We start from the raw sequence: 13028 nt of genomic DNA on the forward strand, positions 1-13028 counted from the left end.
TTGCATTTACTTGTTTAGTACTTATTTTGATATCCATCCAGAAATGAAAAAAGGAACCCTGAGGTTCCTTTTTTACCGCCGACAGACACAAAACTCGGGTTTATTGAGACTCTATGATTACCGTCGCAATCGCATAGGATTTTTCATCGGCAATAGAGATATGCCCAACCGTCGCTTTAAGCTGCTGTAAGCGCGTAAGCGCCCCCTCGGTAAAGTGAATCGTCGGCGCACCATCCTCATTGTTGCCAATGTGAATATGCTGAAACGACACGCCGCGGCCAATGCCCGTACCGAGCGCTTTGGCTGCAGCTTCTTTTGCGGCAAAACGCTTGGCAAGATAACGGCTTGGCTGACTATGGCCAGTATAAATGGTCAACTCAGCCTCGGTCAGCACACGTTTCGCCAGCTTGTCGCCTGCGCGCGCCACATGCGCCTGAATACGCTCAATCTCGACGATATCTGTGCCTAGGCCAACAATCGCCATTATTCGCCTCGACGACCTTCAAGCATTAACACTTTCATGTCTTTCACTGCTGTCGCTAAACCGTCAATCGCGGCACGGGCGACAATCGCATGACCGATATTGAGTTCATATAACTCAGGAATCGCCGCAATCGGTTTCACGTTGTGATAATGCAGACCATGACCCGCGTTAACCACTAAACCTTTGCCATGGGCGTATTTGGCCATTTCGCTAATACGCGCTAACTCAGTGGCTTCTTGTGCTTCCGTTTTCGCATCGGCATAACAGCCAGTGTGGATTTCGATAAGCGGTGCGCCAGAGGCAACAGCGGCATCGATTTGGGTTTTATCGGCATCAATAAATAAGGAAACTTGAATGCCCTCAGCGGCTAAACGAGTAACCGCAGCAGTGATTTTATCTAACTGCCCCGCCACATCTAAACCGCCTTCAGTGGTGACTTCTTGACGTTTTTCTGGCACTAAACAAACATAGGTCGGCTTAATGTCACAGGCGATGTTAAGCATTTCTTCGGTAACAGCACATTCGAAATTCATGCGGGTTTTTAAGGTTTTCGCCAGCAGATATACATCGCGGTCTATGATATGGCGTCTGTCTTCACGCAAATGGATAGTGATACCATCGGCGCCCGCATGTTCAGCAACGGCGGCGGCATGCACAGGATCAGGATAACTGGTGCCACGCGCCTGACGCAGGGTAGCAATATGGTCGATATTCACGCCCAATAAGATACGGCTCATCGGGAACTCCTTAATGTTGAACGCTGATATTGCGGCTTATTGTACTTAGGCTTACACAAAAAAACAGGAGCTAGGGCGAATTATTCCCATCAATCTTGGTTGGCGTGGCAGCGCTGACAAACAATTGTCGACTCAGCAAAGGTTTAGTCCCAAGTAATGGCTTTAACAGGGAGCGCATCAATAACTTAGCGCTCAAAAAATGCACGTCAGCGAGTTGATTATCGTTAAGTGCCGTCAACATAGCACCTTGATAGGCGTTGCGAGCACGGGAGTTGAGCACAAATTGAAAGCCTAACTCAGGCACGAGCTGGTAATAATCTTCAGCAACGAGTGGTTCACCCTGAGTATCGCGGCTAAGCGAAGGCATAAAACCTACTTCCCGCAGCAGGGCGAGTTCAATATAGCGCAGTTGGGATTGACAAAACTTCGCTGCAAGGCCGACTAAGGCTTGATGATAAATGAGGAATAACTCTTCAGCATTGTGCTGCACAGACAAAGTGCGAACCAATAACTCATTGATATACATGCCAGCAAATAAACTTTGGCCCGATAGAGGCACAGCAGGTGCAGCGGCTTCGACTTGAGTTAAGGTTTTTAATTCAGACTTACCGCTAAATTCGAAGATCAGCGGTTGAAAGGGCTGGAGAATACTCTTGATAGAGCGCTTACCGCTGCCGGTTCGGGCAACCACATCGACCCGTCCAATGCCGTCAACTAAGAGGTTAACTAAGACACTGGACTCTCGATATGGGCGATGATGTAAAACGTAACCACGTTTCATCGGTAAGCGCGCTCGCTGGAATTAATGCTTAATCGTCGCCGTAACCTAAGCTACGTAGGGCGCGTTCATCATCGGCCCAACCAGATTTCACTTTCACCCACACTTCAAGGAAGACTTTATTATCAAACAAGGTTTCCATGTCTAAGCGGGCTTGAGTCGCAATAGTGCGAATACGTTCGCCCTTGCTACCGATCACCATACGTTTTTGACCTTCACGCTCAACGAGGATCAGGGCATTGATTTGATAAACGCCATTTTCCATCATCTTAAACTGTTCGATCTCAACCGTGGCATCATAGGGTAATTCATCACCTAGGAAGCGCATCAGTTTTTCACGCACAATTTCCGACGCCATAAAACGTTGCGAACGGTCAGTAACATAATCTTCAGGGAAGAAGAAAGGTCCCTCAGGAATCGATGCCGCTGCCAGCTCTAAAATGCGCTGGACGTTAGTGCCCTTGCTGGCTGAAATCGGCAAAATTTCATCGAAAGGATATTTTTTGGCGACTTCTTCCAAATATGGGAATAGTGATTCTTTGTCTTTGATATTATCGACTTTGTTGATCGCCAGAATCGTCTGACGTTCTTCACCGCCACGACGTAATTTGCTGAGCACCATTTCATCATCGGCGGTCCAGGTCATGCCATCAACCACAAAAATCACCATAGACACATCAGCAAGTGAACTGGCCGCAGCACGGTTCATCAAGCGATTAATCGCCCGCTGCTCTTCTATGTGCAAACCCGGTGTATCGATGAACACGATTTGCTTAGGACCATCGGTATGAATACCCATGATACGGTGGCGCGTCGTTTGCGGCTTTTTAGAAGTAATACTCACCTTTTGGCCAAGCAAACGGTTGATTAACGTCGATTTACCGACGTTAGGGCGACCAATAATCGCTACCATGCCGCAATAAGTGACATCGTAATGGGCCGACGGCGTTGGCGCGGCCGCATTCATCCTTGCCAGTAATTCATCTAAACTCGGCTCAGTTGCCGCTTTTGCAGCATCGATACCTGACAAGTCTGTTTTTTTGGTCATTTCTTTAGTAACTCCAATACTTGAGCGGCCGCGATTTGCTCGGCTTTACGGCGTGAACTCGCCACACCAATGACGCTTTGGCTCAAGTCTTCAATACGACATTCAACGGTAAATGTCTGATCGTGGGCATCGCCTTCTATGTTGATTACTTGGTAATCAGGCAGCGGCTTTTTAAACCCTTGTAAATGCTCTTGCAGTAAGGTTTTCGCGTCTTTTTGGCTGATCCCAGGTTGGATTTCTGCCAAACGTTCGGCATACCATTTCAGCAGTAATACACGGCAAACTTCGAGATCGGAATCAAGGTAAACGGCGCCAATAATGGCTTCAACCGCATCGGCAAGAATCGACTCGCGTCTAAATCCGCCACTTTTTAATTCACCAGGACCGAGATACAAATAATCGCCGAGCTTAAATTCTTGGGCGATGATAGTTAAGGTATCACCGCGCACTAAGGTGGCGCGCATCCGGCTTAAATCGCCTTCGGTCGCCTTCGGAAACTGATGATATAAGGCATCAGAAATCACAATAGATAAAATTGAATCACCTAAAAACTCTAAGCGTTCATTGTGTTTATTTGCCGCACTTCTGTGGGTCAGCGCTTGAGTCAACAGCTCAATATTCTCGAACTCATAACCTAAAGTACGACACAAACGTGGCAAATTTTTAATCGGTTCCATGCTATTTAATTCCACCTACACGCTCAAAACGCACACCGCTTGGCACCCAAGTTGGGAGGAAGTCGGCTTTTGAACGGTCAAATTCAAAACTAATCCAAATCGCTACCGCTTTACCGACCAGGTTTTCTTCTGGCACAAAGCCCCAGAAACGACTGTCGGTACTGTTATCGCGGTTATCACCCATGGCAAAATAATGGCCTTCAGGTACTAAAAACTCACCCGCAGGTAAATTACCTTCGCGCTTAAAATATCCCAGCATGTCGGGACGACTTGGGTTGATCAAAATATCGTGGGCAACCTCGCCCAGTTGCTCCGTGTAACGCAGTAATGGCACGCCATCTTGGCTATAATCACCACGGCTGATTTCAGTACGGGCGATAACTTGTGGTTCTGGGCAAGCTGTTTGCTCAACGCCACAGGCCTTCTGGATCATCAACTGCTTGTTACGGTAAATAATTCTATCACCCGGTAAACCGACAACACGTTTGATGTAGTCAATTTGCGGATTTTCAGGGTATTTAAACACGATCACATCACCGCGTTTTGGCTCGCCAGTTTCAACCAGTTTAGTGCGCCATACGGGATCTTTAAGCCCATAACTGAATTTCTCCACCAGAATGAAGTCGCCCACTAAGAGGGTAGGCATCATAGAACCCGATGGGATTTGAAATGGTTCATAAATGAATGAACGCAGGATCAACACAAAGGCAATCACAGGGAAAATAGAATGCGCGGTTTCGACTATGGTCGACTCACGGATGATTTGGTACTCAGCTTCTTCGGTTAACGTCGCTTGCGAGGCCTTGGCTAACGCTAAATTCTCACGACGCTTAGGGGCGAATGCGAGTACATCGACTAACCAAATAAGTCCCGAGATCAGGGTGATTAGCACTAGAATAATGGAAAAATACGCTGCCATTGCTTATTGAACTCCTGCTTTAAAATCATTTAAAGGTGCCTAACTCAGCGAATATCATACTTTAGTTAACTTACCGTATTCGACCTTGGTAAACCAAAGTGATAAACCAATACGATAACCTAACTAAAGCGCCGCAAACAGCGGCGCAATAGTCAACTAAATGGTCATTTCTATGCTAACGATTACTCGTTTAGCTTAAGTACCGCTAAGAATGCCTCCTGTGGCACCTCAACGTTACCCACTTGCTTCATCCGTTTCTTACCCTCTTTTTGTTTATTTAAGAGTTTTTTCTTACGAGAAACGTCGCCGCCATAACATTTAGCCGTTACATCTTTACGCAGGGCTTTCACGGTTGAACGGGCAATAATTTGACTGCCCACAGCCGCTTGAATCGCGATATCAAACATCTGACGCGGGATAAGCTCTTTCATCTTATCGACTAAGGCTAAACCACGGTGACGAATGTTGGATCTATGGATAACCATAGCCAAGGCATCGACTCTGTCGCCATTGATGAGAATATCTAAACGCACCATGTCAGCGGGATCGAAACGAATAAAGTTATATTCGAGTGACGCATAGCCACGGCTAGTGGATTTCAAACGGTCGAAGAAGTCCATGACCACCTCCGCCATTGGCAGATGATAAGTCACAGCCACTTGGTTACCGTGGTAAACCATGTTCACTTGCGTGCCACGTTTTTCAATACATAGGGTAATCACGTTACCTAAGTATTCTTTTGGCACTAAAATGTTGGCCTCAACAATCGGCTCACGCATTTCTTCGATGTTGTTAATCGCTGGCAAATCAGACGGGTTATCAACGTAAATCGTTTCACCGCTGGTCATCACCACTTCGTACACTACGGTTGGCGCAGTAGTGATCAACTCTAGGTTGTATTCACGCTCTAAACGCTCTTGGACGATTTCCATGTGCAGCAGGCCTAAATAGCCAATGCGGAAACCAAAACCGAGTGCCGATGAACTTTCAGGTTCAAAGAATAATGACGCATCGTTCAGGCTGAGTTTGTTCAGCGCATCACGGAAGTTTTCATATTCGTCGGTAGAAATCGGGAATACGCCAGCGTATACCTGTGGCTTCACTTTCTTAAAACCAGGTAACGGCTTTTCAGCACCATTTTTGGCTAAAGTTAACGTATCGCCCACGGGCGCGCCGTGAATTTCCTTCAAACCCGCAATCACAAAGCCGACTTCACCGGTTTTAAGTTCGGTTTTGTCAGTTTGTTTTGGAGTGAAAATACCGACGCGATCCGCAGTGTGGTTTTGCCCTGTAGACATGACCTTAAACTTGTCACCTTTTTTCAGGCTACCGTGTTTAATTCGCACTAACGACACTACGCCTAAGTAGTTATCAAACCAAGAATCGATGATCAAGGCTTGCAATGGTGCGTCAGGATCGCCTTCTGGCGGTGGAATTTTGGCAACAATGACTTCTAAAACCTCGTCGACACCGACACCAGTTTTAGCCGAACAACGCACAGCATCCATCGCATCGATACCAACGATATCTTCAATCTCGGCAGCAACACGTTCTGGATCGGCTTGTGGTAAGTCAATCTTGTTTAAAATTGGGACCACATCTAGATTCATATCCAGCGCGGTATAACAGTTTGCCAATGTCTGAGCTTCAACGCCCTGACCCGCATCAACCACCAGCAAAGCGCCTTCACAGGCTGCTAATGAGCGCGAGACCTCGTAGGAGAAGTCAACGTGACCTGGGGTATCAATAAAGTTGAGTTGATAGACTAGGCCATCTTTGGCTTTGTAATCCAAAGTGACACTTTGTGCCTTAATCGTAATACCACGCTCACGTTCTAGATCCATCGAATCTAAAACTTGAGCATCCATTTCACGGTCGGTTAAACCGCCACAAACCTGAATAAGACGATCTGATAGCGTCGATTTACCATGGTCGATATGGGCAATAATTGAGAAGTTTCTAATTTGTTTCATTATGCTGCAATGACTAATACTGAAAATGGATACGGTTCAAAGGAGCGAAATTGTACCTGATTGCGGTTTCAATACCAATCACATTCACTCCGACTTAAGACAGACAGATAAAACAACGCCCAAAACCGCAGTTAGCTGTTTTTTAATTAAAAATAAGGCACTGAAATTATTAAGTTAATTCTTGCAAATTGATGCTCATACCCAAATAGGCCAAAATCACAGGTTGAGCATCGACTTCTAAGCGTTTGGCCTGTTGCTTACCAAAAGACCATGCAAGCAAGGCACCAACGGCCGCAAAGCCCATGGCACCTAGGTTAGGATTAAACTCAAGTAACTGGCCTAAAAATTGTCCTAATGCTGCGCCAACAAACAAACCAAACAGCGGCATTAAATAGATTAATGCCGCCGCTTTGAGGATCACGCTCTCGGGAAGTCCTAATTTTAGTAACTCACCCGCCTCGCAGCGGCGGTCACTCTGGATCGAAAATTGCTGAGTTTTCGAGGAAAAAGCCTGAGCCACAGCAGAGGTCCCGCAAGACTCGCTATTACTGCAGCTCTTGCAGGTACTCTTAAGTTCGACTTCAACCGTCAACCAGCCTTGGCTATCACTGGCGACGACTCGGGCAATTTCTTCCATCATAATCGGCGTCCTATTCTAGCGTCAGACTTTTAGCTATGCGTGTTAGGGTTTCTGTCGGCACTTTACCCACAGCAACCACTTCGGCATTCCCCACTTTTTCTGAGACTAACGACAAGCCATTTCGGGTGATTAATTCTTCAGGCAATGGACTCGTCCCCGCCCGCGCCACATAAACTGAAATATTTGCCAGCCCATCGGTCAGTGCTATGTATTCCACCGCCTCATGGCTGCCAATCAATCTATGGTGATCACGCACGACCACAGTAAAACCTGCGGGTAACCAAGCAAATTGCCAGTTTTGACCGTCTTGGCGCTCGGCTTGATCGATAACTGCCGGCCATTCTTGCTTATAGGCTTCTTGCAAGATAGCTGGCGGCTCGCTGAGTTCGATGAGTTCAATCACCATGATCTGCTCAAGCAATTGCTTATCTTGAGTCAGCATGTCGTATCGCAGCGGCAGATAAGTTTCCATATCGAGCCAAATTTGAAAGCCATAACGGAATTCATCATTGGGCAACAGGCGGATCATTTGCCCAGGGCGCCCAGCAATACGGGTGCGACCACCAAGCACAAATTGATACCCCACTTCTAAATCCGCCATATTGGCAGAAAAAGCGGCAGGCCAAACACCTTGGATATGATTAGAAACAATACTGTATGCAGGCTCGTCGTGCTCAATAAAGGTGACACGATTGCCGACACGCACAGCATTTTTAGGTGGACCGTTAAGGTATTCTAGAAAGGCAACTTCTTGATTATTCACCTTACCGTGCAGGTAAACCAAAGGCCGAATATGATCGGCCTGAAGTTGAATAATCGATGCTTTAAACTCTTTCTCTCGTAAAGCCTGACTCATTTTCTCGAGCCAGACTTTGGCAGGCATATCTTCCTGCGCCATCGCAGGAAAGACCAAGGCTAATAAAGCCAACAGGATTAGACGCAAGCTAACTCCTCGTTATTGATTGACCGGAACGGGTACGACCTCGGTATTGTCCTCTACAACCGCACCGGTATTCAATCGTTGTTGCAACATATGATCTTGAATATAAGTATTAATTCGGCGACGCTGCTCGTTCACTTGATCATTGGTATAACCTTGATTCTGTTGAACTGGACCCGTTTGTAGACTCACAGGTGATGCGCTACCAATGAGCGGTCTGGTAATCAATACTGGCGATGGTGACGCGGCATCATCGGCGCTCTGATTGTAATTCTGCACACCGACAATCGCAAACATGGCAACCGTCGCAGCAATGGCATATTGGCCAAATTGCTTAAACAAAGGTACGACGCGGTTTTGCTGCGCATTGGCGGCAATTTGCGGGGTTACAGGTGCAGCAACCTTAGACGCATAATGCTTAGGCGCAACTATCGCTGGCTCAAGCTCAATGGCGGCGGCAATGCTAGCAGAGAGATCTAACACAATATTCTGCGGCAACTCGCCACGCATGGCATCGCCTATCATATGATAGTTATGCCATTTATCATGTGAATGTGTATCAGCAGATAACTCTGCCATGGTCTGCGCATCAGTCTCTCCATCGACTGCGGCAGATACCCATTCTTGACCTAATTTATCCATTTTTCACCTGTCTAAATATAAGGGTTTCTTAAAATAAGAATTTAGGCTTCCAGCAACGGCTGGAGCTTTTTATCGATTGCCTCTCGAGCTCGGAAGATACGCGATCTTACGGTCCCTACGGGACAATCCATGACTATGGCAATATCTTCGTAACTCATTCCATCAAGTTCACGCAACGAGATGGCCATTCGTAATTCTTCTGGCAGCGTTTCTAAGGTATCGAAAATCACTTTTTTAATTTCATCCGATAACAATAGCCGTTCTGGGGAGGCGAACTCCTTCAGCGCATCACTGCCTTCATAATATTCGGCATCTTCTGCATCAACATCATTAGCGGGCGTTCTACGCCCCTGTGATACGAGATAATTCTTCGCAGTGTTTACTGCGATGCGGTACAACCAAGTATAAAATGCACTTTCACCGCGAAAGTTTGGCAAAGCTCGATAAGCTTTGATAAACGCTTCCTGTGCGACATCGGCAACGTCCGCTTGGTTCCGTACATAACGGGATATCAAGCTAATGACTTTACTTTGATATTTAAGCACTAACAGGTTAAAAGCGTTTTTATCACCTTGTTGTACGCGCTCAACTAATTGTTGATCACTTAATTGTCCACTCATCCGAGCCGACTTCTCCTAAATCTAAAATGCTGATTTCTCAGTCGCTCGAATCATATTCACTTATGTAGACTCGCGTACTTTGAAAAAGTTCTAAAAAATATACAAAAAAAGTAAGGTTAAAAGGAAAGTACCCATAATCCGTGAGTTGGTTTACCATAGTTGGCACTCTTCAGTCACATCATGATACCCGATGAAACAAGTAGTTGAACACCAATCTGACATATTAGTCATAGGTAGCGGTGCCGCAGGTCTGACACTAGCTTTGCATCTTGCTGAAAAAGCAAAAGTAATTCTGCTTTCAAAAGGCCCACTCTCGGAAGGGTCGACTTACTACGCCCAGGGCGGTATCGCCTCCGTCTTCGACGAAAGTGACACTATCGAATCCCATGTTGCAGACACATTAATTGCAGGTGCGGGTTTATGCGACAAAGACGTCGTCACCTTTACCGCTGAAAATGCTAAGAGTGCAATGCAATGGCTGATCGAATGTGGCGTCGCCTTCGATAAAGAAGAAACCACAGACGGCAATGCAAAAGATGCACCTTACCATTTAACCCGTGAAGGCGGCCATAGCCACAGACGTATTTTGCACGCTGCCGATGCCACAGGCAAAGAAGTGCAAACCACACTACAAGAGCGTGCACTCGCCCACCCCAATATTCAAGTTTTAGAACGCTATAACGCCATCGACCTTATCACCACCCGTAAATTAAATCGCCCAGGAAATCGAGTGTTAGGCGCTTATGTGTGGAATCGCAACGAAGAACACGTCGAAACCGTTAAGGCCAAGTTTGTTGCGTTAGCGACCGGCGGTAGTTCTAAAGTTTATCAATATACCTCTAACCCCGATGTCGCTAGCGGTGACGGTATTGCCATGGCATGGCGTGCAGGTTGCCGCGTGGCGAATATGGAGTTCAACCAATTCCATCCGACGTGTTTGTACCATGCCGATGCGCGCAACTTCTTACTCACCGAAGCCCTGCGTGGTGAAGGGGCGTATCTGCGTCGTCCTGATGGCAGCCGTTTTATGCCGGACTTTGATGAACGCGCTGAACTCGCCCCACGTGACATTGTTGCCCGCGCTATCGACTATGAGATGAAACGTCTGGGGGCCGATTGTGTGTATCTGGATATCAGCCATAAAGATGCTGACTTTGTGATGAAGCATTTCCCAACCATCTATAGCCGTTGCTTAGAGCTGGGAATTGATATCACTAAAGATGCTATCCCTGTCGTGCCTGCCGCGCACTATACCTGCGGTGGTGTAATGACAGATATGCACGGTCAAACCGATCTCAATGGCCTCTATGCCATTGGTGAAGTGGCCTATACCGGCTTACATGGCGCGAATCGTCTGGCGAGTAACTCGCTACTCGAATGTTTAGTGTTTGCCCGTGCGGCGTCACATGATATAGAGAGCCAGCTGTATAAAATTCAAATGCCGGGACAAATTCCAGCATGGGATGAAAGCAAAGTCTCTAACTCGGACGAAGAAGTGGTCATCGCCCATAACTGGCACGAACTGCGGTTATTCATGTGGGACTACGTCGGGATCGTGCGCTCGGATAAACGTCTGGAACGCGCTCTGCGTCGCTGCCTGATGTTACAGCAAGAAATTCAGGAGTATTACAGTAACTTCAGAGTCAGCAATAACTTGCTCGAATTACGTAACTTAGTGCAAGTGGCCGAGTTGATTATTCGCTGTGCCATGGAGCGTAAAGAAAGCCGTGGTCTGCATTTTAATATTGACCATCCAGAGAAATTAGACGCGCCGCGCCCGACTATATTACTACCAGAAAAGTAACCGCTTAAGTTCTTATGTGACTTAATGATAAACAGACTAAATCTCAGTATGAGGTTTAGTCTGTTGTATTTTAGCCCGCAGCAACAGCCGACATAAATGCCGATAGTCAGTATCGTCTAACATATCCGCCCAAACCATCAAGAGCCGCAACTGAGTATCCACTTCGATATACATCAAGCAAACAAAGGGTGTCACCCAAGTTCGCTTTAATACCTGAAAGTGCTCACCCGTTGACAAACGTCCCTCGCCTTTATCACTCAGCACAAAATCTAAACGCCAATGCTGCAGTCGCCACAACTGCGACAGCAAGAAAATACAAACTAGCAGGATAAACATATATTTAAGCAGGGATAAAGTGAGATTGTCGCTTTGAGGCCAGAGCAGAAATGAGCTAGAGCAGACACAAATAAAAACGACCAACGAGAGTCGTTGGTCGAAGGAGGCTTTTACACTGAAACTATGGTGCCGGTCTTCCACGGACTTTCACTACCATGCGCGCAAGCTCAGCATCAGGGCACACTTCATGACCCATAAACCATGCAAACAATTCGGGATCTTCACATTCCAACAAACGGATAAACACGGTTTTATCTTGATCGGACATTTCTTGATAGAAATTTTCAACAAAAGGTTGAAACAAAACGTCTAATTCCAGCATCCCGCGGCGACATGCCCAGCGAACCCTTGCGATGTTCATTAATTCCAAGGTATTTCTCCCAACACAGATTTGGCATTAGTCTATCAGTTCAGTGACTAAAGTGTCGATTAACCCTTCACATTGGCTCACAAAATTAGCATTGTTTTACTTGCATATCGCGTCCCGCAAAAAGATCGCTGAAATCTGTGTCCAACAAACGCTTTACCGCAGGGTGTTGGATCATACGCTCAGCAAACATCACATGGTATTCCTCTTTCACATCGGTGGTTTCACCGAGCAAATTCATCCCATGGGAAATCACTTCTTGGCGATAAATCGACGGCGTGACAAAAATCCCCCGTTTAAGGTAACCAAAGGCCTTCATCATGGCCGCATCGTCGAACTCACCCAAGATACTGACTTTAAGATTTTGTTCGTCAAACCAGCGATATAACTGCTGTCCAAGTGAGGTTCTGCGGCCGGGGATTAATAGCTGGCCTTGCTCTAAACAGGCGGGGAAATCAGCACTATAAGTATCAGCGGAGAAAAAACTCACACCACACTCGCCCAACTTTTTAGATAATATTTCGGGATACTTCAGTGATTCACCAGCACAATCGGAGAGGATCATATCCAGTTTATGCTCACGCAAACGCGCCATCAGGCTTTCGTGGGTCGCCTCATAACAAGCTAAATGCATAGAACTGTCATTGGGGACGACGGATAACAAGACACGGCTGACTAAGGCTTTAGACAAAGCATCGGCGATACCCACTTCGAAAAGCATGGCATCATCTTTTTGATAGTTAAGTAAATCGAGCATTTCATAACTAAGACTAAACATCTTATCTGCGTAGCGAAATACCAACTCACCTAACTCAGTGGCTTCCAGTGTCCGCCCTACTCGCTTGAATAAACTGCCATTCAACCTGTCTTCTAGGGCACGAATTTGCCCCGTTATCGTTTGCGGCGTTAAACAGAGGGCTTCGGCAGCCTTAGCAACCGAGCCCTTTTTCTTAATCATCCAAAAATAATACAGGTGGTTGTAATTCAAGTGCAGCATGCTCATCCGTTGTGAATCGTCCCTCATACGCCCAAGGCGCTGAGGGATAAAAACCTATTGTTATAA

15 protein-coding genes are annotated in these 13028 nt (G+C 46.6%); 1 reads left to right on the forward strand and 14 read right to left on the reverse strand.

What is annotated here, in order from left to right:
* Positions 1-100: 100 nt before the first annotated feature.
* The 11 genes from acpS to rpoE all read right to left on the reverse strand — a co-directional run bounded on the left by acpS (position 101) and on the right by rpoE (position 9458).
* A complete protein-coding gene (gene acpS / locus Q4Q57_RS01720; RefSeq protein WP_311889426.1) occupies positions 101-484 on the reverse strand; it encodes a holo-ACP synthase in 384 nt (127 codons plus the stop codon).
* Positions 484-1221 carry a pyridoxine 5'-phosphate synthase gene (gene pdxJ, locus Q4Q57_RS01725; RefSeq protein WP_259543805.1) on the reverse strand — a complete coding sequence of 246 codons (738 nt, stop codon included), beginning with the start codon at positions 1219-1221 and terminating at the stop codon, positions 484-486. Before pdxJ ends, acpS begins: the two co-directional genes overlap by 1 nt.
* Positions 1222-1291: 70 nt before the next feature.
* Entirely contained in the window at positions 1292-2002 is a 711-nt protein-coding gene (gene recO / locus Q4Q57_RS01730) for a DNA repair protein RecO (RefSeq protein WP_311889429.1), read from the reverse strand.
* 28 nt (positions 2003-2030) lie between these two features.
* Positions 2031-3047 carry a GTPase Era gene (gene era, locus Q4Q57_RS01735; RefSeq protein WP_220776557.1) on the reverse strand — a complete coding sequence of 339 codons (1017 nt, stop codon included), beginning with the start codon at positions 3045-3047 and terminating at the stop codon, positions 2031-2033.
* A complete protein-coding gene (gene rnc, locus Q4Q57_RS01740) occupies positions 3044-3724 on the reverse strand; it encodes a ribonuclease III (RefSeq protein WP_300478021.1) in 681 nt (226 codons plus the stop codon). Before rnc ends, era begins: the two co-directional genes overlap by 4 nt.
* Position 3725: 1 nt before the next feature.
* On the reverse strand, positions 3726-4643 hold the full coding sequence (gene lepB, locus Q4Q57_RS01745; protein ID WP_220592335.1) for a signal peptidase I: 918 nt from the start codon (positions 4641-4643) through the stop codon (positions 3726-3728).
* 182 nt (positions 4644-4825) lie between these two features.
* Positions 4826-6616: a translation elongation factor 4 gene (gene lepA, locus Q4Q57_RS01750; protein ID WP_311889438.1), complete on the reverse strand. Its 1791-nt coding sequence runs from the start codon at positions 6614-6616 to the stop codon at positions 4826-4828.
* A 169-nt stretch (positions 6617-6785) separates the two neighbouring features.
* The gene (locus tag Q4Q57_RS01755) at positions 6786-7256 is read right to left on the reverse strand and encodes a SoxR reducing system RseC family protein (RefSeq protein ID WP_220776558.1); all 471 of its coding nucleotides are present in this window, start codon (positions 7254-7256) and stop codon (positions 6786-6788) included.
* A 10-nt stretch (positions 7257-7266) separates the two neighbouring features.
* Positions 7267-8199: a MucB/RseB C-terminal domain-containing protein gene (locus Q4Q57_RS01760; RefSeq protein ID WP_311889441.1), complete on the reverse strand. Its 933-nt coding sequence runs from the start codon at positions 8197-8199 to the stop codon at positions 7267-7269.
* A 12-nt stretch (positions 8200-8211) separates the two neighbouring features.
* Positions 8212-8838, reverse strand: a complete 627-nt coding sequence (locus tag Q4Q57_RS01765) for an RseA family anti-sigma factor (RefSeq protein ID WP_311889443.1) — start codon at positions 8836-8838, stop codon at positions 8212-8214.
* A 41-nt stretch (positions 8839-8879) separates the two neighbouring features.
* Entirely contained in the window at positions 8880-9458 is a 579-nt protein-coding gene (rpoE, locus tag Q4Q57_RS01770; protein WP_107946832.1) for an RNA polymerase sigma factor RpoE, read from the reverse strand.
* A 190-nt stretch (positions 9459-9648) separates the two neighbouring features.
* Here rpoE and nadB point away from each other — a divergent pair, with 190 nt between their 5' ends.
* Positions 9649-11262 (forward strand): L-aspartate oxidase, encoded by a 1614-nt coding sequence (gene nadB, locus Q4Q57_RS01775; protein ID WP_006080772.1) that lies wholly within the window; start codon positions 9649-9651, stop codon positions 11260-11262.
* Between the two features lie 36 nt (positions 11263-11298).
* Here nadB and Q4Q57_RS01780 read toward each other — a convergent pair whose 3' ends face one another.
* The 3 genes from Q4Q57_RS01780 to nhaR all read right to left on the reverse strand — a co-directional run bounded on the left by Q4Q57_RS01780 (position 11299) and on the right by nhaR (position 12962).
* Entirely contained in the window at positions 11299-11739 is a 441-nt protein-coding gene (locus Q4Q57_RS01780) for a protein YgfX (protein WP_259589190.1), read from the reverse strand.
* Positions 11720-11968 carry a succinate dehydrogenase assembly factor 2 gene (locus Q4Q57_RS01785; protein WP_126492496.1) on the reverse strand — a complete coding sequence of 83 codons (249 nt, stop codon included), beginning with the start codon at positions 11966-11968 and terminating at the stop codon, positions 11720-11722. Before Q4Q57_RS01785 ends, Q4Q57_RS01780 begins: the two co-directional genes overlap by 20 nt.
* 85 nt (positions 11969-12053) lie before the next feature.
* A complete protein-coding gene (gene nhaR, locus Q4Q57_RS01790) occupies positions 12054-12962 on the reverse strand; it encodes a transcriptional activator NhaR (protein ID WP_063884532.1) in 909 nt (302 codons plus the stop codon).
* Between the last annotated feature and the right edge of the window lie 66 nt (positions 12963-13028).

Origin of the sequence: Shewanella sp. SP2S2-6, assembly GCF_031931965.1 — a bacterium.
GTDB lineage: Bacteria > Pseudomonadota > Gammaproteobacteria > Enterobacterales > Shewanellaceae > Shewanella > Shewanella baltica.

Coding starts and splice junctions, on each gene's coding strand:
- acpS (WP_311889426.1), bottom strand. CDS start 484: ATGGCGATTGTTGGCCTAGGCACAGATATCGTCGAGATTGAGCGTATT.
- pdxJ (WP_259543805.1), bottom strand. CDS start 1,221: ATGAGCCGTATCTTATTGGGCGTGAATATCGACCATATTGCTACCCTG.
- recO (WP_311889429.1), bottom strand. CDS start 2,002: ATGAAACGTGGTTACGTTTTACATCATCGCCCATATCGAGAGTCCAGT.
- era (WP_220776557.1), bottom strand. CDS start 3,047: ATGACCAAAAAAACAGACTTGTCAGGTATCGATGCTGCAAAAGCGGCA.
- rnc (WP_300478021.1), bottom strand. CDS start 3,724: ATGGAACCGATTAAAAATTTGCCACGTTTGTGTCGTACTTTAGGTTAT.
- lepB (WP_220592335.1), bottom strand. CDS start 4,643: ATGGCAGCGTATTTTTCCATTATTCTAGTGCTAATCACCCTGATCTCG.
- lepA (WP_311889438.1), bottom strand. CDS start 6,616: ATGAAACAAATTAGAAACTTCTCAATTATTGCCCATATCGACCATGGT.
- Q4Q57_RS01755 (WP_220776558.1), bottom strand. CDS start 7,256: ATGATGGAAGAAATTGCCCGAGTCGTCGCCAGTGATAGCCAAGGCTGG.
- Q4Q57_RS01765 (WP_311889443.1), bottom strand. CDS start 8,838: ATGGATAAATTAGGTCAAGAATGGGTATCTGCCGCAGTCGATGGAGAG.
- rpoE (WP_107946832.1), bottom strand. CDS start 9,458: ATGAGTGGACAATTAAGTGATCAACAATTAGTTGAGCGCGTACAACAA.
- nadB (WP_006080772.1), top strand. CDS start 9,649: ATGAAACAAGTAGTTGAACACCAATCTGACATATTAGTCATAGGTAGC.
- nhaR (WP_063884532.1), bottom strand. CDS start 12,962: ATGCTGCACTTGAATTACAACCACCTGTATTATTTTTGGATGATTAAG.